General features: G+C 73.4%; 20 protein-coding genes and 1 tRNA gene. 8 read left to right on the forward strand and 13 right to left on the reverse strand.

Going from position 1 to position 26,990, the window contains the following annotated elements:
• Positions 1–22 precede the first annotated feature (22 nt).
• A complete protein-coding gene (locus tag ACRAKJ_RS01915; RefSeq protein ID WP_065915127.1) occupies positions 23–511 on the reverse strand; it encodes a CarD family transcriptional regulator in 489 nt (162 codons plus the stop codon).
• A 290-nt stretch (positions 512–801) separates the two neighbouring features.
• On the opposite strand from ACRAKJ_RS01915, the gene ACRAKJ_RS01920 reads away from it, so the two are divergent.
• Together ACRAKJ_RS01920 and radA are read left to right on the forward strand one after the other, a co-directional pair.
• The gene (locus ACRAKJ_RS01920; protein WP_438926386.1) at positions 802–1,629 is read left to right on the forward strand and encodes a hypothetical protein; all 828 of its coding nucleotides are present in this window, start codon (positions 802–804) and stop codon (positions 1,627–1,629) included.
• A 385-nt stretch (positions 1,630–2,014) separates the two neighbouring features.
• Complete coding sequence (gene radA, locus ACRAKJ_RS01925; protein WP_438926387.1) at positions 2,015–3,379, forward strand: DNA repair protein RadA; 1,365 nt, start codon at positions 2,015–2,017, stop codon at positions 3,377–3,379.
• A gap of 71 nt (positions 3,380–3,450) precedes the next feature.
• Here radA and otsB read toward each other — a convergent pair whose 3' ends face one another.
• Both otsB and ACRAKJ_RS01935 read right to left on the reverse strand, forming a co-directional pair.
• The gene (gene otsB / locus ACRAKJ_RS01930; RefSeq protein WP_438926388.1) at positions 3,451–5,985 is read right to left on the reverse strand and encodes a trehalose-phosphatase; all 2,535 of its coding nucleotides are present in this window, start codon (positions 5,983–5,985) and stop codon (positions 3,451–3,453) included.
• A gap of 53 nt (positions 5,986–6,038) precedes the next feature.
• On the reverse strand, positions 6,039–7,478 hold the full coding sequence (locus ACRAKJ_RS01935) for a trehalose-6-phosphate synthase (RefSeq protein ID WP_438926389.1): 1,440 nt from the start codon (positions 7,476–7,478) through the stop codon (positions 6,039–6,041).
• 544 nt (positions 7,479–8,022) lie between these two features.
• On the opposite strand from ACRAKJ_RS01935, the gene ACRAKJ_RS01940 reads away from it, so the two are divergent.
• A tRNA-Thr gene (locus ACRAKJ_RS01940) sits at positions 8,023–8,095 on the forward strand.
• 108 nt (positions 8,096–8,203) lie between these two features.
• On the opposite strand, the gene ACRAKJ_RS01945 is transcribed toward ACRAKJ_RS01940, so the two are convergent.
• Positions 8,204–9,790, reverse strand: a complete 1,587-nt coding sequence (locus ACRAKJ_RS01945) for a vWA domain-containing protein (RefSeq protein WP_447008858.1) — start codon at positions 9,788–9,790, stop codon at positions 8,204–8,206.
• Between the two features lie 215 nt (positions 9,791–10,005).
• Here ACRAKJ_RS01945 and mgrA point away from each other — a divergent pair, with 215 nt between their 5' ends.
• A complete protein-coding gene (gene mgrA / locus ACRAKJ_RS01950) occupies positions 10,006–11,034 on the forward strand; it encodes an L-glyceraldehyde 3-phosphate reductase (RefSeq protein ID WP_438924496.1) in 1,029 nt (342 codons plus the stop codon).
• Between the two features lie 176 nt (positions 11,035–11,210).
• Here mgrA and ACRAKJ_RS01955 read toward each other — a convergent pair whose 3' ends face one another.
• Positions 11,211–12,623 (reverse strand): ATP-binding protein, encoded by a 1,413-nt coding sequence (locus tag ACRAKJ_RS01955; RefSeq protein ID WP_438924495.1) that lies wholly within the window; start codon positions 12,621–12,623, stop codon positions 11,211–11,213.
• A complete protein-coding gene (locus ACRAKJ_RS01960; protein WP_438924494.1) occupies positions 12,620–13,321 on the reverse strand; it encodes a winged helix-turn-helix domain-containing protein in 702 nt (233 codons plus the stop codon). Before ACRAKJ_RS01960 ends, ACRAKJ_RS01955 begins: the two co-directional genes overlap by 4 nt.
• 151 nt (positions 13,322–13,472) lie before the next feature.
• Between ACRAKJ_RS01960 and ACRAKJ_RS01965 the strand changes: the two genes are divergently transcribed.
• Genes ACRAKJ_RS01965 through ACRAKJ_RS01975 form a run of 3 tightly spaced genes read left to right on the forward strand, consistent with a single transcriptional unit; the run spans position 13,473 to position 16,030 of the window.
• Complete coding sequence (locus ACRAKJ_RS01965) at positions 13,473–14,840, forward strand: ferric reductase-like transmembrane domain-containing protein (protein WP_438924493.1); 1,368 nt, start codon at positions 13,473–13,475, stop codon at positions 14,838–14,840.
• Positions 14,841–14,851: 11 nt separating this feature from the next.
• Positions 14,852–15,310: an FMN-binding protein gene (locus tag ACRAKJ_RS01970; RefSeq protein ID WP_438924492.1), complete on the forward strand. Its 459-nt coding sequence runs from the start codon at positions 14,852–14,854 to the stop codon at positions 15,308–15,310.
• Positions 15,311–15,313: 3 nt separating this feature from the next.
• On the forward strand, positions 15,314–16,030 hold the full coding sequence (locus ACRAKJ_RS01975) for an FAD:protein FMN transferase (RefSeq protein ID WP_438924491.1): 717 nt from the start codon (positions 15,314–15,316) through the stop codon (positions 16,028–16,030).
• A gap of 189 nt (positions 16,031–16,219) precedes the next feature.
• On the opposite strand, the gene ACRAKJ_RS01980 is transcribed toward ACRAKJ_RS01975, so the two are convergent.
• On the reverse strand, positions 16,220–17,260 hold the full coding sequence (locus ACRAKJ_RS01980; RefSeq protein ID WP_438924490.1) for an ADP-ribosylglycohydrolase family protein: 1,041 nt from the start codon (positions 17,258–17,260) through the stop codon (positions 16,220–16,222).
• 206 nt (positions 17,261–17,466) lie between these two features.
• Here ACRAKJ_RS01980 and ACRAKJ_RS01985 point away from each other — a divergent pair, with 206 nt between their 5' ends.
• Complete coding sequence (locus tag ACRAKJ_RS01985; protein ID WP_438924489.1) at positions 17,467–20,259, forward strand: BTAD domain-containing putative transcriptional regulator; 2,793 nt, start codon at positions 17,467–17,469, stop codon at positions 20,257–20,259.
• 265 nt (positions 20,260–20,524) lie between these two features.
• On the opposite strand, the gene ACRAKJ_RS01990 is transcribed toward ACRAKJ_RS01985, so the two are convergent.
• The 6 genes from ACRAKJ_RS01990 to ACRAKJ_RS02015 form a co-directional block, all read right to left on the reverse strand.
• The gene (locus ACRAKJ_RS01990; RefSeq protein ID WP_438924488.1) at positions 20,525–21,298 is read right to left on the reverse strand and encodes a GDSL-type esterase/lipase family protein; all 774 of its coding nucleotides are present in this window, start codon (positions 21,296–21,298) and stop codon (positions 20,525–20,527) included.
• 242 nt (positions 21,299–21,540) lie between these two features.
• A complete protein-coding gene (locus ACRAKJ_RS01995) occupies positions 21,541–22,560 on the reverse strand; it encodes a BadF/BadG/BcrA/BcrD ATPase family protein (protein ID WP_438924487.1) in 1,020 nt (339 codons plus the stop codon).
• Entirely contained in the window at positions 22,536–23,810 is a 1,275-nt protein-coding gene (locus ACRAKJ_RS02000; protein ID WP_438924486.1) for a family 4 glycosyl hydrolase, read from the reverse strand. The genes ACRAKJ_RS01995 and ACRAKJ_RS02000 overlap by 25 nt, the downstream gene beginning before the upstream one ends.
• Positions 23,807–24,667, reverse strand: a complete 861-nt coding sequence (locus ACRAKJ_RS02005) for an ABC transporter permease subunit (protein ID WP_438924485.1) — start codon at positions 24,665–24,667, stop codon at positions 23,807–23,809. Before ACRAKJ_RS02005 ends, ACRAKJ_RS02000 begins: the two co-directional genes overlap by 4 nt.
• A complete protein-coding gene (locus tag ACRAKJ_RS02010) occupies positions 24,664–25,656 on the reverse strand; it encodes an ABC transporter permease subunit (protein ID WP_438924484.1) in 993 nt (330 codons plus the stop codon). Before ACRAKJ_RS02010 ends, ACRAKJ_RS02005 begins: the two co-directional genes overlap by 4 nt.
• Complete coding sequence (locus tag ACRAKJ_RS02015) at positions 25,653–26,981, reverse strand: extracellular solute-binding protein (RefSeq protein ID WP_438924483.1); 1,329 nt, start codon at positions 26,979–26,981, stop codon at positions 25,653–25,655. The genes ACRAKJ_RS02010 and ACRAKJ_RS02015 overlap by 4 nt, the downstream gene beginning before the upstream one ends.
• Between the last annotated feature and the right edge of the window lie 9 nt (positions 26,982–26,990).

The raw sequence follows: 26,990 nt of genomic DNA on the forward strand, positions 1-26,990 counted from the left end.
TGTCCGTGTGCGGGTCTACCGGTCAGGACGCGGTGGCGAGGACTTCGTCGAGGAGGACCTCGGCCTTGTCCTCGTCGGTGCCCTCGGCCAGCGCCAGTTCGCTGACCAGTATCTGTCGAGCCTTCGCCAGCATCCGCTTCTCACCAGCGGACAGTCCGCGATCCTTCTCGCGCCGCCAGAGGTCGCGCACCACTTCGGCCACCTTGTTCACGTCGCCGGACGCGAGCTTCTCCAGGTTGGCCTTGTACCGCCGCGACCAGTTGGTCGGCTCCTCCGTGTGGGGAGCACGCAAGACCTCGAAGACCCTGTCGAGACCCTCCTGGCCGACGACGTCGCGCACGCCCACGATCTCGGCGTTGTCGGCGGGGACGCGAACCGTGAGGTCGCCCTGGGCGACCTTGAGGACGAGGTACTTCTTCTCCTCGCCCTTGATCACACGGGTCTCGATTGCTTCGATGAGAGCGGCACCGTGGTGCGGGTAGACGACGGTCTCTCCGACCTTGAAAACCATGTGTCCTCTGCCCCTTTCGCTAACCCCATCCTAACACGACGGGCAATCCCCTCTTCGGCGTCCGGAGATCAGTTAGCGCTGGTCAGGGCCGCGCGGGGGGTTGACAAACCACCCCCGCACGTGCAACGCCCGAGGTCGATCTTGCTCCACTGTGGACGAGCGCGACCCCCTGTGAGGTACCACGTGCCGCCGAGTCGGCGGGTCCCCGTTAGGCTCACCGACTGGTGGTCGAACCCGTCACTACCGGGGACGACCCGCCTCGTCAGCACTTCGGGAGGGATCGAGCAGCCGTGGGTCGCGCACACCAGAAGTCCGCAGCGCCTCGCCGCCTGGCCGTCGTGGCCGCGCTGGCGACGGGCCTCGGTCTGTTCGCCGCAGGCTGCGGCGCAGGGCAGATCACCCAGACCGACCAGCAGGTCGCAGCGGTGAACGGGGCGAGTGGCCAGGCGGGCACCGTCACCGTCCGGGACGCCCAGTTCCTGTTCCCGGCGCAGCACGGCGCGTACGAGGAGGGCGAGGACGCCCCGATCGTGGTCGTGATCGCCAACAACGGGTTCGAGGCGGACAGGCTGCTGGCCGTGACCAGCGAGTCCGCCGAGCCCGCGCAGATCGAGGGTGACGTCGAGCTGGAGGCCGGCTCGTCCATCCTCGGCGGCGGCGACCCGGGCACCGCCGGGGACGACGAGACGTCCTCCGCGAAGCCGACCGCGTCGGTCACCCCGACCTCGGGCTCGGCCGCGTCCAGCTCCGCCGCGTCCAGTTCCGCGGCCTCCAGCTCGGCCGCGTCCAGCTCCACCCCGTCGACCGCGGGTTCCGCGTCCGGCGCCACCGTGACGACGACCGGTTCGCCCACGGCCGGCGCGTCGACCACGCCGACCACGGTGTCCCGCGACACGTCGATCTCGAACCCGCCGACCACGTCGGGCAAGAAGCCGTCGTCGGCCGAGCCGGCCGAGCCGGGGCAGGTCAGGATCGTGCTGAAGGGCCTGAAGAAGGCGCTGCGGCCGGGTGAGACGCTGCGGGTGACGTTCCTGTTCGAGAAGGCGGGCGAGGTCACGCTGGAGCTGCCGATCGGCGCCACCTCCGAGCCCCGCAAGGACGCGCCGGCCGAGCACTGAGGCCGGCGGTGGCCGGGCGTCGAGCCCGGTGCGAACGCTGCGCAGGGGTCCCCGCCCAGGGGACCCCTGTTTTTTATTCTGCCGGCGGGCACCGACAATTCCGGGTCCGCGCGGGGCGGCTGCCGCCGTCCTGTGGCTCGCCGACCTGCGGTCCGGTGGGGTCGGTCGTCCGGTGGCTCGCTGACCTGCGGCTCGCTGACCGGTGCGCACTACCCGGCCGCCGGCTGATCGGTGGCCCGCTGCCTGCTGCCTGCTGCCCTGCTGGCCGCTGCCCTGCTGCCCGGTGGCCACCGGCCCTGCCGTCCACCGGCCGCCCACCGGCCACCCACCCGCTGACCGGTGGTCCGGCGGGACCTGTCGGAGGTGGCGGCTAGCCTGCGTCACCGTGGCTAAGACAGTGCGTGCGGCCAAGCCGACCTACCGGTGCGCCGAGTGCGGGCACGAGGTGGCGAAGTGGGTCGGGCGCTGCCCCGAGTGCCAGGCGTGGGGCACGGTCGAGGAGCGCGGCGCCCCCGCTCCGACGCGCTTCCTCGCCGGCACGCCCAGCAGCGAGGCCCGGCCCATCGGGCAGGTCGACATCGAGTCCGCCCGCGCCGTCCCCACGGGCGTCGGCGAGCTGGACCGGGTGCTCGGCGGCGGCCTGGTGCCGGGTGCCGTCGTCCTCCTCGCGGGTGAACCCGGGGTCGGCAAGTCGACGCTGCTGCTGGAGGTGGCGCACCAGTGGGCGCTGGCGGGCAGCCGGTGCCTCTACGTCACCGGCGAGGAGTCGGCGGGCCAGGTGCGGCTGCGCGCCGACCGGACCGGGAACCTGCACGACGAGATCTACCTGGCCGCCGAGAGCGACATCTCCGCGGTGCTCGGGCAGGTCGACGTCGTCAAGCCCGGCATGTTGATCGTCGACTCGGTGCAGACGATGTCCTCGCCGAGCGTGGACGGCGCGCCCGGCGGAGTCAGCCAGGTCCGCGCGGTCACGTCCGGCCTGATCGCGGTCGCCAAGGAACGCGGCCTGCCGATCGTCCTGGTGGGGCACGTCACCAAGGACGGCTCGGTCGCCGGCCCCCGCGTGCTGGAGCACCTGGTGGACGTCGTGCTCCAGTTCGAGGGCGACCGCCACTCCACGCTCCGCCTGCTGCGCGGCATCAAGAACCGGTTCGGCGCGGCCGACGAGGTGGGCTGCTTCGAGCTGCGCGACGACGGTATCGCGGGCGTGCCCGACCCGTCCGGGCTGTTCCTCAACCGCCGGGAGCAGGCGGTGTCCGGCACCGCGGTCACGGTGGTGGTCGAGGGCAAGCGGCCGATGCTGGGCGAGGTGCAGGCGCTGGTCGCCCCGACCGCCCTGCCCGCGCCGCGCCGGGCCGTGAGCGGCCTGGACTCGGCCCGCCTCGCCATGGTGCTCGCCGTGCTGGAGAAGCGCGGCCGGGTCGCGCTGGGCAACAAGGACGTGTTCACCGCCACGGTCGGCGGCATGCGGCTCACCGAGCCCTCCGTGGACCTCGCGGTGGCGCTGGCGGTCGCCTCGGCGGCCACGGACACCCCGCTGCCGCACGACCTGGTCGTCGTGGGCGAGGTCGGCCTGTCCGGCGAGCTGCGCCGCGTCAACGGCGTCGGCCGCCGGCTCACCGAGGCGGCCCGGCTCGGCTACACCAAGGCCCTGGTGCCGCCGGACGCCGGGAAGCTGCCCGCCGAGACCCGCGCGCTCGTCGCCAACGACCTGTTCGAGGCGCTCCAGCTGCTCAAGCTCAAGAAGTGACGAACGGCCCCCCACCGCGCGGGTGGGGGGCCGTTCGTGCCGTGCCGGGACTGCCTGGGCCGTGCCGGGACCTACTTGGACGCCGCCAGCAGCTGGGCGCAGCGGATGAGGCCCAGGTGGCTGTACGCCTGCGGGTGGTTGCCCAGGGAGCGCTCCGCGATGGGGTCGTACTCCTCGGGCAGCAGGCCGGTGGGTCCGGCGGCGTCGACCATCTGGGCGAACAGCTCCTCGGCCTCGGTGCGGCGGCCGGTGAGCAGGTACGCCTCGATCATCCAGGCGGCGCACAGGTGGAAGCCGCCCTCGTCGCCGGGCAGGCCGTCGTCGCGCCGGTAGCGGTAGACGGTGGACCCGGAGCGCAGCTCGGCCTCGATCGCCGTCACGGTCGCCTGGAAGCGGTCGTCCGCGGGGTCGATCAGGCCGGACAGGCCGACGTGCAGCGAGGCGGCGTCGAGGTCGTCGCCGTCGTACGCCGTGGTGAACGACTGCGCCTCCTCGCTCCACCCGTGCTTGAGCACGTCGTTGGAGATGGTGTCGCGCAGCACGGGCCACGACGGGTCGACGTCCCGGCCGTAGGTCTCGGCCAGGGTCACCGCCCGGTCCAGCGTGACCCAGCACATCACCTTGGAGTACACGTGGTGGCGCGGCGCGTGCCGCTCCTCCCAGATGCCGTGGTCGGGCTCGTGCCAGCGGCGGGCGACCGCCTCGGCCATCGCCTGCACCATCGCCCAGTCGGGGTCGGTGAGCGTGCCGCGCGCGGCGGCGAGCTGCACCACCAGGTCCACGACCGGGCCGAACACGTCGAGCTGGACCTGCTGGTTGGCGAGGTTGCCGACGCGCACCGGACGTGACCCGGCGTAACCCGGGAGGGTGTCGATGACGGCCTCGGCGCCCAGCATGGTGCCCTGGAGCGTGTAGAGCGGGTGCAGCCGCTCCGGGCCGGGCAGCGTGGCCAGCACGCCGTGCACCCAGCCCAGGAACGACTCGGCCTCGCCGAGCGAGCCGACCGAGACCAGGGCCTGCGCGGTCAGCGCGGCGTCGCGCAGCCAGCAGTACCGGTAGTCCCAGTTGCGGATGCCGCCCAGCTCCTCCGGGAGCGAGGTGGTCGCGGCGGCCATGATCGCGCCGGTGTCGTGGTGCACCAGCCCCTTGAGGGTCAGCGCGGAGCGCAGCACCAGGTCGGGCTCGACGGCGGGCACCTTGAGGGTGGCCGCCCAGTCCGACCAGAACGAGCCCGCCCGCGCGCGGCGCTCGCCCTCGCCGAGGGTGGCCTCGGACAGGTCGTCCGTGCCGCAGCGGAACTCCAGCAGGATCGGCGCGCCCTCGCGGGGGCGGACGACCGCGGTGGCGGTCTCCTGCTGGCCGTCGCTGGTGATCTGCCAGTCCACGCCCGGCGAGCGCAGCACCATCGGGTCGGAGGTGCCGACCACGCGCAGGCCGTCGCGCTCGCGCAGCAGCCTGACCGGGACCTGCCCGAACTCCGGGCGCGGCGCGAAGGTGATCACCGCGTTGGTCGAGCCGGAGATGCGCCGCACCAGGTCGGTGCGGTGCGAGGCCAGGTCGTGGTCCAGGTAGTCGGTGACCAGCAGCCGCGACCAGCGGGTCTCCACGATCATCGTGCCGGGCACGTAGCGCTGGCCCAGGGGCAGCGACCCGTGCTCGGGCTTGATCGAGAAGTGCCCGGCGGCGGGGCCGCCGAGCAGGTCGGCGAACACCGCCGCCGAGTCCGGCTCGGGGTGGCACAGCCAGTTCACCCGCGCGTCGGGGGTGAGCAGCGCCACGGACCGCTCGTTGGCGAGCATGGTCAGCCGCTCGATCGGCACGGCCTGGTCGCCGTGCAGCCACGCCCGGCGCTCCTCCAGCAGGAACGCCAGCACCGTGGCCACGTCGTGCGGGTCCCCGACGAGGTACTCGGCCAGCGACTCGCCGTCGCCGACCTTGATGCCCACGTCCGGCCCGGACAGCCGGGCGAACGCCTTCTCGTCGGTCACGTCGTCGCCGACGAACACCGCCGCGGTGGCCGACGCGCGGTGCCGCAGGACGTCGAGCGCGTGGCCCTTGTCCGTCTGCACCACGGCCAGCTCGATCACGGCCTTGCCCTCGGTGACCTGCACACCGTCCCAGGTGGCGGGACCGGTGCGCACGGCGTCCAGAACCCGCTCCCCCACGGCGGGGTCGGCACGCCGCACGTGCACCGCGATGCTCGCGGGTTTCACTTCGAGCCCGACGCCCTCGTTCCCGGCGACGACCTCTTCCAATGCTGTTTCCAGACGGCGGTGCAGCGCGCGCGCCTCGCTGTCGAGCGCGTGCACGAACCCGACGTCGAACTCCGAGCCGTGCGAGCCGACCAGGTGCACCTCGGACGGCAGGCGGGACAGCGTCGCCAGGTCGCGCAGCGCGCGCCCGGAGATCACCGCGGTCGTCGTCTCGTGCAGACCGGCCAGCGAGCGCAGCGCGCCCACCGACTCGGGCAGCGGGCGCGCGTCTTCCGGGTTCGCCACGATCGGAGCCAATGTCCCGTCGTAGTCGCAGGCGACCAGCAGGCGCGGTGTGCGCGCCAGCTGAACGATCGCACGACGAAGTTCGGCGGGGAGGGCCTCGGCGGTCAACGCCCCTCCTCAAATGCTCGGTGGGACAGGTCGGTGGTGTGGTCTGAACTGATTCAGATCGCGGTCTGCGTGCCCAGTGCGTCGAGGAACGATCGCGCCCATCGGTCTACGTCGTGTGTCAGAACTTGGCGCCGCAGCGCGCGCATCCTACGGCGGCCTTCCGCCGGATCGAGCGTGAGGGCGGATTCGAGCGCGTTCTTGACCCCGTCGAGATCGTGCGGGTTGACCAGGAACGCGCTCGTCAACTCGGCCGCCGCGCCCGCGAACTCGGAGAGGACGAGCGCGCCGCCGAGGTCGTAGCGCGTCGCCACGTACTCCTTGCACACGAGGTTCATGCCGTCGCGCACCGGGGTGACCACCATGACGTCGGCGGCCGACATGAACGCCGTCAGCTCCCGCTTGTTGACCGATTGGTGCAGGTAGTGGACCACGGGGTGGCCGACGGTGGAGAACTCGCCGTTGATCCGGCCGACCGCCTGCTCGATCTCGCCGCGCATCTGCTTGTAGTGCTCGACGCGCTCGCGGCTCGGCGTGGCGAGCTGGACCATGGTCACCTCGGTCGGGTCGATCCGGCCGTCGGCGAGCAGTTCGTGCAGGGCGCGCAGGCGCACGTCGATGCCCTTGGTGTAGTCGAGGCGGTCGACGCCGAGCAGGATCTTCTTCGGGTTCCCGAGGTCTTCCCGAATTTGCCTCGCGTGCTTTTGCACCTCTTTGTCGCGGGCGAGCGCGTCGAGTCCCGCGGAGTCGATCGAAATCGGGAACGCGCCGACCCGGACCGTGCGGTCGCCGACCTGCACGACACCCGGCCGGGTGCGCACGCCGACCGCGCCGCGGCTGGGCTCCAGGCCCACCAGGCGCCGGGCCAGCCACAGGAAGTTCTGCGCGCCGCCGGGCCGGTGGAAGCCCACCAGGTCCGCGCCGAGCAGGCCGCGGATGATCTCGGTGCGCCACGGCAGCTGCATGAACAGCTCGACCGGCGGGAACGGGATGTGCAGGAAGAAGCCGATGCGCAGGTCGGGGCGCAGCTCGCGGAGCATCGCGGGCACCAGTTGGAGCTGGTAGTCCTGCACCCACACCGTCGCGCCGTGGGCGGCGACCTTCGCGGTCACGTCGGCGAAGCGCTGGTTCACCCGCACGTAGGCGTTCCACCAGTGCCGGTGGAACGCGGGCGGCGCCACCACGTCGTGGTAGAGCGGCCACAGCGTGCCGTTGGAGAAGCCCTCGTAGTAGTCGGCCACCTCGGAGGCGCTGAGCGACACCGGGTGCAGCTGGAGGCCGTCCTCCTCGAACGCCTCCACCTCCGCGTCCGCGATGCCCGGCCAGCCGATCCACGCGCCGCTGCGCGTGCGCAGGAAGGGCTCCAGGGCGCTCACCAGGCCGCCGGGGCTGTGCTTCCAGCGCTGGGTGCCGTCGGGCAGGCGCTCCAGGTCTACCGGGAGGCGGTTGGCCACGACCAGGAACTCCGCGCCGTTCTCGCCGATGCTGCTGCTCACCGGGTAGCGCCTCCTCAGGGATTCGTCTCGCCCACGTCGAAGGTTAGTGGGAACGCGCAGGTTGGATGCCCTGTCGTCGGTCCCGTCACACTGTGTTGACTTGACGAAAGTCAATCAGGTGAGCCTTCTCACGTGGAAACCCGGTGCTCAGGGCCTCACCTGCGGGAGCGCGCCGCGGCCGACCCGTTCGGGTGCGCTCCGGGTGACCCGGATGTTCACCCGGGAGACGTCCGCCGCCCCGCTCCACGGCCGTCCGCGCCCCACCGACGCGGGGTGCGGGGCGAGGTGCCCGCCACGCCCGACCGCGGCAAATTTGGGGCTGTGTCATGCGCCACCCCCGGTCGGGGTACCCAGAGCGGGTGAGTTGATCACTGTCCGTTCATTACTGTTGATACCGCTGGCCAGGCGTTATGCCGTCCGGCAAGACCACCCGGACGGTACCCGCGCACTCCGGACGGACCAACCCGGTCCCACCGTGAGCAGACCGTTCGCCGCAGGTGGCACCCCGTGCGGGCGCTTACGATGTTCCCGGCCTCCGGGCCGTGCCGGTGTAGCTCAATTGGCAGAGCACTCGCCTTGTAAGCGAAAGGTTGCGGGTTCAAGTCCCGCCACCGGCTCCGAGACGGTCGTGACAGGTCTCCCCGGGACCCCGCCGCACCGCCTCCGAGGTGTGGTGTGGTGATCGCGGCCCGCGTCGGGGGTCGCGGGCCGCGATCACCCCGCGCCTACTCGCGGTCGGTCAGGACCTGGTAGGCGACGCCGCCGTGGTCCTCGCCCTCCACGAACTGGACCAGGTTGGTCAGGTACTCGCCCGCCACCTCCGGGGTGAAGGTCAGCTCCGCCGTGAACCGCTCACCGGGCTTGAGCGGCACGCCGAACAGGCCCGACCGCTTCGGGTCGAACTGGAGCGCGGTCTCGCCGACCTGCCTCACGCCCTCCGCCTGGCCGCCGCCCGCGCGCCAGCGCTCGAACAGCTCCCGGCCCAGGTCCACCACCACGGCGCCCTGCACCGGCTTCTCACCGGTCAGCACCAGGTCGGTCCTGGCCTCGCGCTCGGTCGCGTTGCCCAGGGTGAACCAGGACTTCACCGGCTCCAGGACGCGACCGCGGATCGTCTGGAAGTTCTTCCACGCGATGTTGTTGTTGTTCTTGGTGTTCAGCGCGGTGTTCGGGCCCTCCGCGAACGTCATCGGGTCCGTCGCCGACACCCAGCGCGCGAGCAGGCAGAAGTGGCCGGGACCGGGGATGTTCGACCACGGGATCTTCGCCACCGTCACGCCGGCGGGCACGGTCAGCGCCTGCTGCCCGATGGACACCCAGTCGCCGTTCGTCGCGTTGTTCCACGTCGTGCCGCCGCCGGCGGGCGTGCGGTAGACCTTGAGCACGCCGGACGCGGTGCCCGCGCCGTACGGGCCCGGGTTGTTCAGCCGCACGTGGACGTAGTTCGTCGCCCCCACGACGGGCTGGGTGCCCGCGCCGCAGTCCGCGAGCCCCGGGCAGACCTTGATGTCCGGGCTGTTCCACACCGTCCCGTTGGGGTTGGTCTCGACGCCCGTGTCGGCCGCCTGGTCCCGGATGAACACGTCGGTCCGCCGGCAGTCGGACAGCAGCTTGCGGATCGCGTCCGCCGTGCCCGCGCCGGTCGACGTGGTCTGCGTGAACACGCCGCCGGTGGTGGTGGCGTAGTTCTGCATGATCGGCGTGATCACCGGCGTGTAGGTCGCCGACGTCGGCACGTACACCGGGCTGATCTTGATGCCCTTGCCGAGGGCGTCGTTGGCCCACTGCGCGGCGTTGGCGACGTCCACGGGCGCGTGCACGTTGTCGAACCCGCCGGGGCGGGCGTCGGTCACCAGCACGACGAACTTCGTCGCGTTCGACCGCCACGTGCCGTTGAAGTCCGCGTTCTGCGGGCGACCGGCCGCCGCCCGGTTGTTCACGACCGTGTTCAGGGCCTCGTCGGACGCCTCGGGCTCGCTGCCGCCGGCACCCGCGGCGAGCGTGTTGGTGACGTAGTTGACCACCGGCGCCGCGTTGCCGGGCGCGAGGTTCGTGTGGACGGTGACGTTGTCCTTGAACGTCACCAGGCCGAGCTGGTAGTCGCCGCCGGACGCGGTGACCACGTCGCCGATGATCGAGTTGATGCCGGTCTTCAGGTTGGCGATCGCGCCGCCCATGCTGCCGGTGTCGTCGAGGACGAACGCGACGTCGAGGGGACCGCACCTGGACGCGGCGGGCGCGGCCGGGGCGGGGGCGGGCGCGGCCGGGGCGGCGTTCGCGGGGGAGGTGAGCTGGACGGCGGAGACGGTCAACGCGGCGACCGCTAACAGGACGCCGCGTCTGCGGGAGGGACGCATCTGATCTCTTTCCGCTCGCACTGCCGGGCGCAGGGGCCCGGGCGCCCGGACACCGGTGTCCGGGCACGTCAAGCGGATGGTCGGGAGGTCCGCCGAGTACGTGCCGAGCGGAGCAACTTCCGGGCCGGGCGAGTGCGGCGAACGGAAGCCGCGCGTGCCAAGGTGGGGAGGTGGCCCACCAACCCGCTGAACAGCGCTACGACCGGATGACCTACCGCCGCTGCGGGCGCAGCGGGCTGAAGCTGCCCGCCGTGTCGCTCGGCCTGTGGCACAACTTCGGCGACGACCGCCCCCTGGAGAGCGGGCGCGCCATCGTGCGCCGGGCGTTCGACCTCGGCATCACGCACTTCGACCTGGCGAACAACTACGGGCCGCCCTACGGCAGCGCCGAGACCAACTTCGGCCGGGTACTCGCCGACGACCTGCGGCCGTACCGCGACGAGCTGGTGATCTCCACCAAGGCGGGCTACGACATGTGGCCCGGCCCGTACGGGAACTGGGGCTCGCGCAAGTACCTGCTGTCCTCGCTGGACCAGTCGCTGGGCCGGATGGGCCTCGACCACGTGGACGTCTTCTACTCGCACCGCTTCGACCCGGACACGCCGCTGGAGGAGACGGTCGGCGCGCTGGCGAGCGCCGTGCAGCAGGGCAAGGCGCTGTACGTCGGCGTCTCGTCGTACTCGGCGACCAGGACGCGCGAGGCGGCCGAGCTGCTGCGCGCGGCGGGCGTGCCGCTGCTGATCCACCAGCCGTCGTACTCGATGCTGAACCGGTGGGTCGAGCGCGAGCTGCTCGACGCGCTCGGCGAGCTGGGCGTGGGCTGCATCGCGTTCTCGCCGCTCGCCCAGGGGATGCTGACCGACAAGTACCTGGGCGGCGTGCCGGAGGGGTCGCGGGCGGCGCAGGGCAAGTCGCTGTCCGGCGACCTGCTGAGCGAGGCGAACCTGGCGCACGTGCGGGCGTTGAACGAGGTGGCCGTCGCGCGCGGGCAGTCCCTCGCCCAGCTGGCCCTGTCGTGGGCGCTGCGCGACGAGCGCGTCACGTCCGTCCTGGTCGGCGCGAGCAGCGTGGCCCAGCTGGAGGACAACGTCGCCGCCCTCGACGGCCCGCCGCTGACCGACGACGAGCTGGCCCGCATCGAGGAGCACGCCGTCGACGCGGGCATCGACCTGTGGGCCGAATCCTCGAACGCCGGCTGACCACCCACCCGAGAGTCCAACGCCCAGGCCCCGAGAGTCCAACGCCCAGGACCCCTGAGTTCTACGTTCAGGCCTCACACCGTTAGGCGCGAACGTAGAACTCAGAGGGCCTGGACGTACGACTCTCGGGGCCCGGAGGTTGGACTCTCGGGGTCTGAGCGTTGGACTCTCGCGGGTCAGCGGGGGAGGTGGACGGTGAAGGTGGTCGAGCCGGGGGTGCTGGTCAGCGTCACGGCGCCGCCGTGGGCGGCGACCAGGGAGTGGACCACGGCCAGGCCCAGGCCGCTGCCGCCGCGGTCGCGGGTGCGGGAGTCGTCGACCCGGTAGAAGCGGTCGAAGATGCGCGACTGGTCGGCCCGCGGGATGCCGGGGCCCGAGTCCGACACCCGGAGCACGACCGCGCGCGGCGTCGTGGAGACCGACAGCTGCACGGCGGTGCCCGGCGGCGTGTGCACGGCGGCGTTGGTGAGCAGGTTGTCCACCACCTGCCGCAGGCGCAGCGGGTCGAACGCGAGCGGCACCGGGTCGGGCGGCAGGGACAGGCTCAGCGGGTGGGCGGGGCGGGCCGCGCGGAACGCGTCCGCCGCCTCGCGCGCCAGCGCCGCCACGTCGCCGTCGGCCACCCGCAGCGGGGTCTCCACCTCGGCCGAGTCGAGCCGGGCGAGCAGCAGCAGGTCGTCCAGCAGCACGCTCATCCGCGCCGCCTCCGACCGCAGCTTCTCCAGGTGCGACTCCCGCTCGCCCGGCTCGTTGGCCGCCGCGTACCGGAACAGGTCGGCGTACCCGCGGATCGAGGTCAACGGGGTGCGCAGCTCGTGCGAGGCGTCCGCGATGAACCGCCGCAGCCGCTGCTCGGCGACCGTGCGCGCGGCCAGCGACGCGTCGATGTGCTCCAGCATCGTGTTGAACGCCGAGCGCAGCTCCTCCACCTCCGCGCCGCCGTCACCGCCCTCCGCGCGCACCGCGAGCCGCGCCGAGTCGGTCAGGTCGTGCGAGGTGATGTCGTGCGCGGTGCGCGCCATGTCGCTCAACGGCTGCAACCCGCGCCGCAGCACGGCCCGCCCGATCACCACGAACGCGATCAGCGCCAGCAGGAACGCCGCCACCTCCACCAGCACGAGCTGCCGCACGGTGGTCGTGATGTCGTTCATGGGGGCCGCGCTGACCATGACCACGCCGTCGGCGATCTGGCAGCCGCGCAGCCGGTACGCGCCCAGGCCGTCCAGGTACTCGGTCCCGTACGCGGGCTCCTCGCCGCCCACCACGCGCAGCGCCACGTCCGCGAACTCGGCGAGGTCGCCGGGCAGGCCCTCCGGGTTCACCGGCCGCGCCTGGCCGTCGCGCACCTCGAACAGCACCGAGTACCAGCCGTAGCCGGAACTCTTGAGGCCGTTGTTGCGGTCGTACTCCTTCTTCAGCGATATCTGCGTGCTGGTCATCTGGTCGTCCATGCGGCGGGCCAGGTACTCCTGCATGCTGGTGGCCATCACCGTGCCGACGACCGCGAACACGGCGAGCGCCAGCGCGCCCAGGCCCAGCGCGAGCCGGGTGCCCAGGCGGGTGCGCTTCCACCGCGAGCGCAGGGTCACTCCGCGGCTCTCCGCAGCACGTAGCCGACGCCGCGGACGGTGTGGATGAGCGGTTCGCCGCTGCCGTCGTCCAGCTTGCGCCGCAGGTGCGACACGACCAGCTCGACGACGTTCGACCGGCCGCCGAAGTCGTACTCCCACACGTGGTCGAGGATCTGCGCCTTCGTCAGCACGGCCGGCGAGCGGCGCATCAGGTAGCGCAGCAGCTCGTACTCGGTGGGCGTGAGCGTGACGAGCCGGCCGCCGCGCCGCACCTCGCGGGTGTCCTCGTCCAGGGCGAGGTCCGACACCTTCAGCACGGACCGCTTCCACGTCGGCCCCGTCGACCGCCGCAGCACGGCCCGCAGCCGGGCCATCAGCTCCTCCACCGAGAACGGCTTGACCAGGTAGTCGTCGCCGCCGCGGGTGAGGCCCGCCACGCGGTCCGCCGTGCCGTCGCGGGCGGTGAGGAACACCACGGGCACCATCGCGCCCGCCGACCGCAGCCGGTCGAGCACGGTGAACCCGTCCAGGTCGGGCAGCATCAGGTCGAGCACCACGATGTCCGGGTGGAAGTCGGCGGCCGTCGTGAGCGCCGCCTCGCCGCTGCCCGCCGTCGCCGCCTGCCACCCCTCGTACCGGGCGACCGTCGCCACCAGGTCGGCGATGTGGGGCTCGTCGTCCACCACGAGCAGTCGAACCGGGTTGCCCTTGTCCACGTGCCCATGGTGCGGCACCGCTACGCGGGCGGGCGAGGCGATCCGCCGCCGCCGGGCGGATCAACAGCGTTTCGACAGGTCCGCGACAGCCCGGGCTCAGCTTCCCGAAGCAGGCTCGACCGGGGGACCCCCGCCAGCGAGGAGCGTGCACGTGACGACGACCCAGTTCCCGGCACCGGCCGCCCCGGTCGCGCGCCCACCCGCCGTGCGGCCGGCGGTGGTGGCCCGCGCCGGCCTGTACGGCCTGCTGGCCGCGAACGCCGCCGCGGTGGCGGTGCTGTTCCTCCAGGCGGGCCTCGGCGTGAACGCGCTGATCGCCGTCGGCCGCCTGACCGGGCTGTGCGCGGCGCTGCTGATGGCGTTCCAGCTGCTGCTCGTGGCCCGGCTGCCGTGGCTGGACCGGCGCCTGGGCATGGACCGGCTCACGTCGTGGCACCGGTGGACCGGGTTCTCGCTGCTGTGGCTGCTCGTGGCCCACTTCGTGTTCGTCCTGCTCGGGTACGCGCAGGTCTCGGAGCTGCCGCCGCTCGACGAGCTGGTGCTCGTCACGACCACCGTCGAGGGCGTCCTGCGGGCGGTCGTGGCGCTGGTGCTGATCATGGTGGTGGGCGGGGTGTCGGCCCGGTTCGCGCGGCGGCGGATGGCCTACGAGACGTGGCACTTCATCCACCTCTACACCTACCTGGCCGTGGTGCTGGCGTTCTCGCACCAGGTCGCGGTGGGCACGACGTTCACCGCGTCGCCGTTCGCCACCGCCTACTGGTGGGGCGTGTGGGGCGTCGCGCTGGGCTCGGTGTTCCTGGGCCGGCTCGTGCTGCCGCTGTGGCGCAACCTGCGGCACCGGCTGCGCGTCGAGGCCGTCGTGCCCGAGTCCGACGACGTCGTCTCGATCTACGTCACCGGCCGCGACCTGCACGGGCTGCCCGCGCGGGCGGGCCAGTTCTTCCTCTGGCGGTTCCTGGTCAAGGGCCGCTGGTGGCAGGCGAACCCGTTCTCGCTGTCGGCCATGCCCGATGGCCGGACGCTGCGGCTGACCGCCAAGGCCCTCGGGGACGGCAGCGCGTCGCTGCGGGCGCTGCGGCCGGGCACGCGGGTGTTCGCGGAGGGGCCGTACGGCGCGTTCACCGCGCTGCACCGCACGAAGCGGAACACGCTGCTCGTCGCGGGCGGCGTCGGCGTCACGCCGGTGCGGGCGCTGCTGGAGGAGCTGGACGGGCACGTCGTCGTGGTCTACCGCGTGTCCAGGCCGCAGGACGCCGTGCTGCTGCACGAGCTGCGCGGCCTCGCCCACGCCCGCGGCGCGGTGCTGCACGTCGTGACCGGGCCGTCGAACGCCCCCACGCCGTACGGGCCGCCGCTCGGGCCGGGTGCCATCGGCAGCGCCGTGCCGGACGTGCGCGACCGGGACGTGTTCGTGTGCGGCCCGCCCGGGATGACGAGTGCCGTGCTCCGGACCATGCGCGAACTGGGCGTGCCGAAGAACCAGGTGCACGCCGAGCGCTTCAGCCTGGCGAGTTGAGGGAGAACGACGTGAAACGAGCCGTGCCCGTCCTGCTGCTGACCGCGGCCGGCCTGGTCCCGCTGTGGCGGTTCGAGCCGCAGCCGCAGACCGTGACCGCGGTCGAGGCGACCACCGGGGCCCCGGCGCCCGCGGCGACCGGCGCGCCGCCGCCGTCGTCGTCGTCGTCCGGGGCCGACCCCACCGCGCAGGAGCCCGCACCCGCGAACGCCGTGCAGACCGTGGACGGTGCGCTGATCGGCACCCGGCACGGGGACGTGCAGGTCAGGGTGGTCTTCGAGGGCGACCGGATCACCTCGGTGACGATGCTCCAGCAGCCCGACAGCGCGCCGACGAAGAAGGCCGTGCCGATCCTGGTGCGGGAGGCGCTGACCGCGCAGAGCGCCGACGTGGACACCGTGTCCGGCGCGACCACGACCAGCGAGGCGTACGCGCGGTCCCTCCAGGCCGCCATCGACGCGAAGGACTGAGCCGTGCGCCGCGTGGAGCACGTCATGGGCCTGCCGGTCTCGGTCGACCTGCGCGACGGGGACCCCGCCGCCGTCGAGCGGGCGTTCGCCTGGCTGCGCGAGGTCGACGCGAGGTTCAGCCCGTTCCGGCCGGACAGCGAGGTGTGCCGGCTGGACCGGGGCGAGCTCGACCCGGCCGGGGTCAGCGACGACCTGGCCCACGTGCTGGACCTGTGCGCGCACTACGAGCGGGCCACCGGCGGCGCGTTCAGCGCCCGCGTCCCCGGCCGGCCCCTCGACCCGTGCGCCGTGGTCAAGGGCTGGGCCGTGCAGCGGGCCGCCGACCTGCTCACCGGCGCGGGCGCGACCCGCCTCGTGGTCAACGCGGGCGGCGACGTCGCCACCGCGGGCGGCCCGTGGCGCGTCGGCCTGCGCCACCCCCTCGACCCCACCGCCCTCAGCGCCGTCCTCACCGTCACCGACCGCGCCGTCGCCACCTCCGCCCGCTACGAGCGGGGCGACCACGTCCTCGACGCCCGCACCGGCCGCCCGGTCGTGGACCTGCTCAGCCTGACCGTCGTGGCCCCCGACCTCACCACGGCCGACGCCACCGCCACGGCGGCCTTCGCGATGGGCGCGGAGGGCGTCGAGTGGGCCGCCGCCCAACCGGGCTGCGAGGTCCACGCGGTCGACGCCGCCCACCGCGTGCACCGCACGCCCGGCCTGCCGGTGGCCACCTGACGATCCCGGCACGTGGGCCGCCTGTCACCGGCCGCATGCGCCCTGCTACGGTTCCGCCACGGGTTTTCCCGCTCCACGGCAGGTCAGCCGGGTTTCGCGCTCGGGGCGTGCCCCAGTGCAGACCGCGTGGAGAGCCGGCCTCGGTCGCACGCATTCGGGAACGTGCGTGCCGAGGCCGGCTTTTTCCCGTTACCGGTACCTGCTGTGGTCGAAGTCCTGGCCCGTCACCGAGCGACCCAGGTCCGAGCCCAGCTGGGTGAGCAGGTCCACCAGTTCCAGCCCGGCCAGCCAGTCGCGCGGCAGGGCGGCGGTGCCGTGCAGCGCGCCCAGGACGTTGCCGGTCAGCGCGGCCGTCGCGTCGCTGCCGCCGGAGTGGTTGGCCGCCGCGCGCAGCGCGTCCACGAACTGCGACCGCTTCGGGTACACGAGCACCGTGTGCACGGCGATGGCCAGCGCCTCGGGCCCGGTCCAGCCGCTGCCCAGCCGGTCGACGCGCACCGACTCGAAGCCGAGCGCCCGGTGCTCCTCGGCGAACACCACGGCCCGGTTGAGCGTGTTCGCGGTGTACGGGTCGTCGCGCAGCACCCGGCCGATGACCTGGTCCACGGCCTCCCGGAACGGCCGCCCGCGCACCGCGAGCAGGTGGATGAGCAGCGCGAACGCCCCGCCGGACACCCAGCCGCCGGTGCCGCCGTGGGTGAGCGCGGCGAACCGGCAGCCCAGGTCGTAGGCGATCTCGGCGCTCGGCGCGAACCCGGCGGGCGCGGTGCGGGTCACGCCGTTGCAGCCGGACGACTCGTTGTGCGGCTGCTCCGGGGTGGGCGGCGTGTCGGCGGCCAGCGCGCGCAGGCACGTCAGGCCCGGCGACCGGCTGGAGTACAGCCGCTCGTCGCCGATCAGGCCGGTCGTGCCGGGCTCGGGCGCGGCGAACTGCTGGGTCAGCAGCCACCGGCGGTAGCTGTGCCACACGGTCTCGATCGGTTCCCACTCGCCGGTGGCCTGCCCGTGCACCCACGCCCGCAGGTAGCCGTCCGCCGTGAACAGCGTCAGCTGGGTGTCGTCGGTGACCAGGGCCGGTCGCGGCGGTGCGAGCACGCCCTCCGGCCCGTGGTCGCGCTGGATGTCCGTCCACCCCAGGTACTGGACGGGCGCGCCCAGCGCGTCGCCCAGCGCCCCGCCCAACAGGCAGGCGGCGCCCCGGTCGACCACGGCCATCGCCTCGCGCGGCACTTGCCCTCCTGCACTCGCCCGGAACCCGGCCGGAGGCCGGGACTGTCGGGGCCAGAACCCTAGCCGTCGCGTCGCCGCCCGGTCATGGGAGCACGCTGGTTGAGCATGCAACATCTACTCGCAGGTATCCACCGGGCCCCTTGGTGCACCTGATCCAGTGACCGGGTCGTGAGCCAGTGGCGATGAACGCGGGGCGGGGGAGGGGCATGGCCGACCGGAGCAGGAACGGGCTGGAGTTCGGTGTCCTCGGACCGTTGCAGGTGCTCGCGGACGGCCGGCCGCTCGTCATCGGCCGCAAGGGGATGCGGGGCCTGCTGGCGATGCTGGTGCTGGAGGCCAACCGGGTCGTCACGATCGACGAGATCGTGGACAGCCTGTGGGTGGACGACCCGCCGGCCACCGCGAGGACGATCGTGCACGGGTACGTGTCGCGGCTGCGGCGGATGCTGGAGCAGGCCGACCCGGCCGGGTCCGCGCGCATCCTGACCACCCCGCCCGGCTACCAGCTCGCGGTGGACCCGTGGCGGCTGGACTTCCACCGGGCGCGGCAGCTCGTGTCGTCCGCGCGGGGCAAGCCGGCGGCGATCCGGGCGCAGCTGCTGCGCGAGTCGCTCGGGCTGTGGCGGGGGCAGGTGCTGGCGGACGTGCCGGGCGAGCCGATCACCACGGACCTGGAGGAGCTGCGGCTGGCCGCGCTGGAGGAGCGCGTCGAGGCCGAGCTGGAGCTGGGGCGGCACCTGGAGCTGGTGGGGGAGCTGCGGCAGCTGGTGACCGAGCACCCGTTCCGGGAGCGGCTGGTCGGGCACATGGTGCGGGCGCTGTACCGGTCGGGGCAGCGGGCCGACGCGCTGGAGGCGTACCAGCGGTTCCACCGGCGCGTGGTGGACGAGCTGGGCATCGACCCCGGTCCCGGCCTGCGGGTGCTGCACGAGCAGGTGCTGCGCGACGACCCGGCGCTCAGCTCGCCCGGCGTCGCCGAGCAGGTCGTGCCGCCGCGCGCCGGCGTGGTCGTGCCGGCCCAGCTGCCCGCCGCGGCCAGCGGGTTCGTCGGCCGCGACGAGGAGCTGGCCTGGCTGGACCGGCTGTGCGACTCGCGGAACCCGGCGGCGACCACGATCGTGGTCGTCAACGGCGCGCCGGGCATCGGCAAGAGCGAGCTGGCCGTCACGTGGGGGCACCGGCGGGCCGAGCAGTTCCCCGACGGGCTGCTGTTCGCCCCGCTCAACGGGTTCGCGCCGGACCGGGAGCCGGTGGAGCCGCCGGAGGTGCTGGCCCGGTTCCTGCTGGCGCTGGGCGTGCCCGCGGACGGCGTGCCGCGCGACCTGGACGACCGGGTCGGCCTGTACCGGTCGGTGCTGGCCCGGCGGCGCGTGCTGGTGGTGCTGGACGACGCGTGGGACCCGGAGCACGTGCGGATGCTGCTGCCGCCGGGCGCGGGCTCCGTGGTGCTGGTGACGTCGCGCCGCCGGCTGGAGTCCCTGGTCGTCAGCAACGGCGCGCGGATGCTGACGCTGGACACGCTGTCCGAGGACGAGTCGGTGCGGCTGGTGGACGAGGTGGTCGGCAAGCCGCTGTCGGACCAGGAGCCGGTGGCCACCCGGATGCTGGTCGAGCTGTGCGGGAACCTGCCGCTGGCGCTGCGGATCGCCGCCGCCAAGCTCGTGTTCAGCCCGGAGTGGACGGTCGAGGACCTGGTGGCGCGGCTCGCCGACGACGACTCCCGGCTGCGCGCCCTGGACCTGGCCGACACCGGTGTCGGCGTGGGCCGCGCGCTGGCGGTGTCGTACCGCAACCTGCCGCCGGAGCTGGCCGAGACCTTCCGCGCCGCCGGGCTGGTGCCGGGCCGCTGGGTGAGCCCGCACGCCGTCGCCGCCGTGTGCGGCATCGACCTGGGCACCGCCGCCGGGCGGCTGGCCGACCTCGCCGACGCGCACCTCGTCGTGGAGCAGTGGCGGGGCGGGTTCGTGCTGCACGACCTGGTGCGCCTCTACGCCCGCGAGGTGCTGGGGAAGGACGACCGGCACGGCGCCCTGCGCCGCCTGCTGGAGCACTACCTGGCGGCCTGCGACCACGCGCGGCGGCTCATCCGGCCGGTGTCGGACGGGCTGGAGTTCACCGGCCCCACGGCGGCGCGGCCCGCCACCGCGGCGCAGGCGCTGTCGTGGTTCGACAAGGAGTGGGCCAACCTCACCGCGCTGGTGCACGCCGGCGCCGAGGCGGGCCTGCACGACCACGTGTGGCGGCTCGTGCGGCTCGTGCACACCTACTGCGTGACCAGGCTCGTCGGCCGCGAGTGGCACGCCGTCGCCGAGTTCGGCCTGGCCTCGGCGCGGGTGGTGGGCGACCGGCGCGGCGAGCTGCTCGTGCTGCACGCCACGCAGGACGTCGACAGCCGCACCGGGTCGTTGCGCGGCAGCCTGGAGCGGGCCCGGTTCGCGCACCGCCTCGCCGCCGAGCTGGGCGAACCCCGCTACCTGGTGATGACGCTGGACAAGCTGGCGCTCGCGCTGCGCGCGGAGGGGCGCGACGCGGAGGCCCTGGCGCACCACCGGGAGGCCGTGGAGATCGCCCGCCGCGAGGGCGACGCGATCAGCGAGGCCACCGTGCTCAACAACCTCGCGCAGACCGAGCAGCGCCTGGGGCAGCGGGAGACCGCGGCCCGGCACCAGGTCCAGGCCGTGGAGCTGTACCACCGCAACGGCGACGAGCGCGCCTACGCGGTCGCGGTGAACAACCTGGCCGAGCTGTACGCCGAGCTGGAGCTGCTCGACGAAGCCGAGGAGCACGCCCGGCAGGGCGTCGAGCTGGCGCACGGCGGGTCCATGCAGTTCGAGGAGGCGTTCGGCCGGCAGGTGCTCGGGTCCGTGCTCGCCAGGCGGGGCGAACGCGTCGCGGCGCAAGCGGAGCTGGCGGAATCGCTTCGGCTGTTCGAACGGCTCGGCTCCCCGCGCGCGACGTTGGTCCGAACGGCCCTTGAAGCGGTGACCACCGGGGTTTAGCCACCGTTTAGCACGATGGGGCCGGATCGTGGGAACTTTGAACAGCGCTGATCACCAGTGGTGCGTCGGCGCGGGGTGGCGCTGGGGAGGGGGAACCCAGGGGGGACGGCCACCTCACCCGGTCGGGGCGGCGTTCGGGGGAGAGCGCCGGCCCGGCCGGGGCCCTTCAGCGGTGGCCGGTGCCGGATTCCGGGGGCCGGATTCCGGGGGCCGGGCTCCGCGTGCCGGGCTCCGCGTGCCGGGCTCCGGCGGTGGGTGCCGGGCCTCAGCGGTGGTCGGTGCTGAACGACGTCAGCTCGGGCCGCTTCGGGGCCAGGCCGTCGCCCATCGACTCACCGCGCAGCTGGCGCCCGATCCACGGCACCACGTGCTCCCGCGCCCACTTCAGGTCGTGCCGGCGCTGGGTCATCCAGTGCTCGTCCGCCGGCGGCGGCCACGGGGTGTTCCACCTGTCCTCGGGCGTGAGGCCCAGCACCTCGGCGGCCCGCAGGGCGACCCGGCGGTGGCCCTCGGCGGACAGGTGCAGGCGGTCCCCGCTCCACGCGCGCCGGTCCTGCAGGACGGTCATCGACCACAGGTCGACCACCTTGCAGTGGTACCGCTCCGCCACCGACCACAGGTGGCTGTTGTAGATCGCGACCTTGCCGCGCAGCGAGCGCAGCAGCGGGGTGTGCTTGGTGTCGAAGCCGGTGAAGACGAGCACCTCGGCGCCCGCGGCGCGCAGGTCGGCCACCGCGATCTCGTAGACCTCGGCCACCGCGTCCGGGTCGCTGCCGGGCACCATGATGTCGTTGCCGCCGCCGCAGAACGTCACCAGCTTCGGCTTGAGCGCCACCGCGAGCGGGATCTGCTCGTCGACGATCTCCTGGAGCACCTTGCCCCGGATCGCGAGGTTGGCGTAGCGGAAACCCCGCTGCTGCACGGAGATCATCGCGGCCAGGCGGTCCGCCCAGCCCACGTACGTGCCGTTGGGCCCGGGGTCGTCCATGCCCTCGGTGAAGCTGTCGCCCACGGCGACCAGGCTGTCGAGTTCGCGCATCGTGCCTCCCCTCCGCGCGGCACCCCCACGGCCGCGCGCACGACAGCATGCAACGCCATCTCGGTCCCACGCCACCGGCTATCGGTGACGCTGTCACCGAAGTGTCACCCAATGGTGTTAATCAGTGTCGACATTGGGTGATTCACCAGGTTCAGGACCCTTCGGGTGCGTCGCAGATCACGCCGCCCGCCGGACAGCCCAGCGGGCCAGCCGGCCGGACGGCGGGCCGCGTGGCGGGCCGCTCAGCCGCCGGCCGCCAGGTCCGCCGACGCCCCGTACGCGGCGCGCAACCGCGGTTCGGCGCCCGGCTCGGCGCCCAGCGCGTCCAGGCCGAGCAACGCCGCCCCGACGACCGGCGGCACGTCGACCACGCGCACGCGCGCCGCCGGTGCGGCAACCCGGAGCCGCTCGTCGACCGCGTCCACCACCTGGCCGCCGGTGCCGGTGAGCACCCCGCCGCCGAGCACCACGTCCACCGGCTCGTCCAGCAGCCCGAGCCTGGTCAGCGACACCCGGGCCAGCAGCACGACCTCCTCCACGAGCCGGTCCACCACCGACCGGGCCACCGGGTCGCCGGCCGCCGCCACCCCGAACAGCAGCGGGCACAGCGCGTGCGGGTCGAACTCGACCCGCCGGAGGTGCAGCGCCTCCACCACCTCGGCCAGCGTCGCCGTCCCGTAGTGCGCGAGCAGCGCGCCCACCAGCGCGGTCGGCTCGCCGCGGCCGTCCTCGGCGCGCACCGCGTGCCACAGCGCCTCGGACCCGAGGTGGCCGCCGCCGCCCCAGTCGCCGGAGATGTGGCCCAGCGCGGGGAACCGGTGCGTGCGGCCGTCCGGCGCGACCGCCACGCAGTTGATGCCCGCCCCGCACACCACGGCCACGCCGACGCCGTCCGCCGTGCCCGCCCGCAGCAGCGCGAACGTGTCGTTGCCGACGACCACGCTGCCCGACCAGCCGCGCGCCGCGATGGCCTCGCGCAGGTCGTCCTCCTCCTGGGGCAGGTCGGCCCCGGCCAGGTAGGCGGCGGTGTGCGCGGCGATCGGCCCGTCCGGCGGCAGCCCCGCCCTGCGGGCCGCCTCGCGGGCCAGGCCCTCGAACACCTCCAGGCTGCGCTCCAGGCCGACGTTCTGCGGCGACGCGCCGGGGCCGCGCACCTGTGCGAGCACCCGGCCGGTCACGTCGACGAGGGCCATGGCCGTCTTGCTGTTCCCGCCGTCGACGGCGAGCACCCGGTCCGTCACCGCGCCCCGCCCCGCGCCCACGGCAGGAAGTCGGCGTTGCGCGCGACCAGCTCGTCGGCGAGCCGGTCGGCCAGGGCGTGCTGCCCGACCAGCGGGTGCGCCAGCAGCGCGTCGGCCACCCGGTCCCGCCCGCCGCGCAGCGCCGCGTCCAGGGCGAGGTGCTCGTACGCGGTGACGTGCGCGATCAGCCCCGCGAACGCCGCAGGCACGGGCGGCACGGGCAGCGGCACGGCGCCGTCGCCGTCGACCGAGGCCGGCACCTCCACCACCGCGTCGTCCGGCAGGAACGGCAGCGCGCCGCCGTTGCGCGCGTTCACCACGTGCCGCTCCGGCGCCCCGCCGCCGGTGAGGGCGTGCACCAGCTGCACGGCCGCCTCCGAGTAGTACGCGCCGCCCCGCCGGGACAGCTGCTCCGGCTTGGTCACCACGGCCGGGTCGCGGTAGAGGGCCAGCAGCTCCTCCTCCACGCCCGCCACCACCTCGGCGCGCGGCGGCCCGGTGCGCTGCTCCCGCACGACCTCGTCGTGCTCGTAGAAGTACTTCAGGTAGTACGAGGGCACCGCGCCCAGCCGGCGCAGCAGCGACCCGGGCAGCCCGACGTGCGCGCCGAGGGCGTCGGCGTGGTCGGCGAGCAGGCCGGGCAGCCGGTCGACGCCGTCCACGAGCACGCCGGTCTCCCAGCTGAGGTGGTTGAGGCCGACGTGCTCCAGCCGCACCGAGCCCGGCGGCACGCCGAGCAGGCCGGCCGTCCACCGCTGGAACGTGATGGCCACGTTGCACAGCCCCACCGCGCGGTGCCCGGCCCGCAGCAGCGCCCTGGTCACGATGCCGACGGGGTTGGTGAAGTCCACGATCCACGCGCCGTCGCCGGCGACCCGGCGCACCCGGTCGGCGATGTCGAGCACCACCGGCACGGTCCGCAGCGCCTTGGCCAGCCCGCCCGCGCCGGTCGTCTCCTGCCCGACGCAGTCGCAGACCAGCGGGAACGTCTCGTCGGACGCCCGCGTCGCCTGCCCGCCGACCCGAAGCTGGAGCAGCACGGCCGACGCGCCGTCCGCGCCGCGCTCCAGGTCGGTGGTCGTGGTGACCTCCGCGGGGTGCCCGGCGTGCGCCAGGAGCCGCCGCGAGAACGCGCCGACGACCTCCAGCCGCGACTCGTCCGGGTCGACGAGCACGATCTCGTCCACGGCGAGGTCGGCCCGCCGTCCCGCGATGCCGTCGACCAACTCGGGCGTGTAAGTGGACCCGCCCCCGACAACGGTGAGTTTCACCCTGTGGCTCCAGTGAAGGTGATGCCCCGGACGAAGGAGCGCTGCGCGAACGCGAACAGCACGATCGCCGGGAGCATGATGAGCAGCGTGACGGCCATCGCCAGGTTCCACTGCACGTGGTGCACGCCCTTGAACGAGGACAGCGCCAGCGACAGGGTCCACCGGTCGGGCACCTCGCTCGTGTAGAGCAGCGGTCCGAAGTAGTCGTTCCACGTGGAGAGGAAGCAGAACAGCGCGGTGGCCGCGATGCCGGGGCGCGCCATCGGCACGACGACCCGCAGCAGCGCCTGGAACTCCGAGCACCCGTCCACCCGCGCCGCGTCCACGCAGGACTGCGGGATCGTGAGCAGGAACTGGCGCAGCAGGAAGACGGAGAACGCGTCGAACAGGAAGTACGGCAGGATCAGCGGCCACAGCGAGCCGGTGAGGCCCAGGCCCGACCACGTGTCGTACAGCGGCACGGCGACGACCTGCGGCGGGAGCACCATCGCGCCCACCACGAGCAGGAACGCGGCGTTGCGGCCCCGCCAGCGCAGCCTGGCCAGCGCGTAGGCCGCCGGGATCGAGGACAGCAGCATCCCGGCCGTGGCCAGCAGCGAGTACAGCAGGCTGTTGCCCAGGTACACCAGCAGCGGCGCCTCGTCGAAGACCGCGGCGAAGTTGCCCCAGTGCCACTCGCGCGGCCACAGGTCCGCGGTGAACGCCTGGTCGTCCGACATCACGGCGGTGAGGAGCACGAACACGACGGGCAGCGCGAACATCAGCCCCAGGGCCAGCCCCAGGCTGTGCACGGCGATCCGGTCGAGCGCGCCGCGCCGGTTCCGGGGAGGACGCGCGTCGAGCGCGGTGGTCGTCACGCGCCCCGCCCCCCTTCCTCGTGGTGGGACGCCGTGCGCAGCCGCTGCACGAGCAGGGCGGTGGCCGCGAACGACACGACGAACAGGACGGTCGCCATCGCCGCCGCGTAGCCCATGTCGAAGTACCGGAAGCCCTGCGCGTAGAGCCACACGGGGAACGTCAGCGTCGAGTTCTCCGGGAAACCCAGGTCCTTCGTGCTGCCGGTGACGTCGGCCGAGCCGCTGGCCGCCGAGCCCGCGACGACGGCCTGGGTGAACAGCTGGAGCGCCACGACGATCGAGTTGACCACGCCGAACACCAGCACCGGCGAGATCGTCGGCAGCGTGACGTGCCACCACCGGCTCAGCGGGCCCGCACCGTCCAGCTCGGCCGCCTCGTGCTGCTCCCGCGGCACGGCCAGGATCGCCGCCAGCATGATGATCATCAGGTCGCCGGACACCCACAGCACCACCGCGGCGATGGCGGGCTTCGACCACGCCGGGTCGGCGAACCACAGCGGGCCCTCGATCCCGAACCAGCCGAGGGCGGTGTCCACCGGCCCGTCGTTGGGTCGCATGACCAGGAAGAACACCAGCGTGGCGGCCACCGGCGGGGTGAGCGAGGGCAGGTAGCACAGGGTGCGCACCAGGCCGACGCCCGACCGGAGCCGCGCGACCACCGACGCGACGCCCAGCGCGAACGCCACGCGGGCGACCGTGAGCACGACCACGAACCACAGGGTGTTGCGCACCGCCGTGTGGAACAGCTCGTCGGAGAACATGTACGCGTAGTTCTCCAGCCCGGTCCACTCGGGCGGGTTGATCAGGTCGTACCGGGTGAACGAGAACGCGATCGTGGCGACCAGCGGGTAGCCGAAGAACAGCAGGAAGCCCAGGCCGGCCGGGGCCGTGAACGCCAGGACGGTCAGCCGGTGGCGGGACCGGGCGCGGGACCGCCCCGGCGAGGGGGCGGTGCGCGCCGCGTCCGCGCGGTCGAGCGCGGCCGTCACCGGCCGGACTTCGCGATCTGCTCGTCGATGCGCCGGTCCACTTCCCGCAGCCCGCCCATCAGGTCGGTGACCTCGCCCGCCTGCCACGAGGTGGCGAAGTCGCCGACCGCCTTGACGTGCGCGTCGCCGATGGGCGTCACCGGGTTGCCCTGGAGCCTGCCGGACCTGGCGAGGTCGACGAACGTCCTGAAGTCCTCGTCCACCTCCAGCCGGGGGTCGTCGAGCGCGGCCTTGGTGCTGGGGATGTTCTTGATGCCGTTGGCCAGCTCCACGACGGTCCCGGTGTCGAGCGACAGGTGCTTGATCAGCTCCCACGCCGCGCCGGGGTTCGCCGCGCCCTTGGGGATGCCCATGATCGTGCCGGTGGTGAAGCCGACGCCGTACAGCGCCGGCGTGGCCGTCGGGAACGGCGCGGTGCCGAAGTCCAGGTCGGGCTCCTGGTCCGCGAGGAACGCGGTGCGGTACTCGCCGTCCACCATCATGGCGATCCTGCGCCGGTGGAACGCGTGGTCGGTGGAGTACTCCTGGCCGAGCCCGGCGCGGAACCGCTCCAGCTCGTCGTGGCCGTAGAAGTCGACCAGCTCCTTCTGGAACTCCAGCATCGCGGCCCACTCGGGGCTCGCCAGGCCGGACCGGCCGTCCGGGGTCTCCCACCTCGCGCCGAAGTGCGGCGCCCAGATCGGCGGGCGGTTGGCGTAGAACATCATCGTGGGCAGGAAGCCCGCCACCTCGATCGACCCGTCCGGGGCCTTCCTGGTGGTGCGCTTGGCGAAGTCGAGCAGCTCGGCCGTGGTCCTCGGCGGCGCGGTGATGCCGGCCTCGGCGAGCATGTCCTCGTTGTAGTACAGGCCGTACACGTCGCTGAGCAGCGGCATCGCGCAGCGGTTGCCCTTGTGCTCGGTGTAGGAGCGCACCGCGTCGGTGATCCGCGACAGGTCCACGCCGTCCCGCTCGACGTAGGGCTTCAGCTCCTGGAACGAGCCGGACGAGCAGAACCGGCCGATGTTGTCCGTGGTGAACGACAGCGCGACGTCCGGCGGGTTGCCGCCGCGGATGCCCGCGGTGATCTTGTCGTCGTCCTGGCTGCCCTCGTGCCTGATCCGCGCGTTCGGGAACTTCCCCTTGAAGCTCTCCAGGGCCTTGGTGACCTCGTCCCGCTCACGGCCGGAGTAGTTGCTCCAGACGGTCAACGAGAACTCCTCGTCGGCGCCGGGGGCCGCCGCCGGCCCGGACTGCCCGGTGTCCCTGCCGGAGCCTGCCGCGCAGGCGGTCAGGAAGACCGCCGCGGCCACGCACAGCGACGTCGCGCGGTGTGGCTTGCGCATGTGCTCTCC

The sequence above is a fragment of the Saccharothrix sp. DSM 118769 genome, assembly GCF_052936295.1.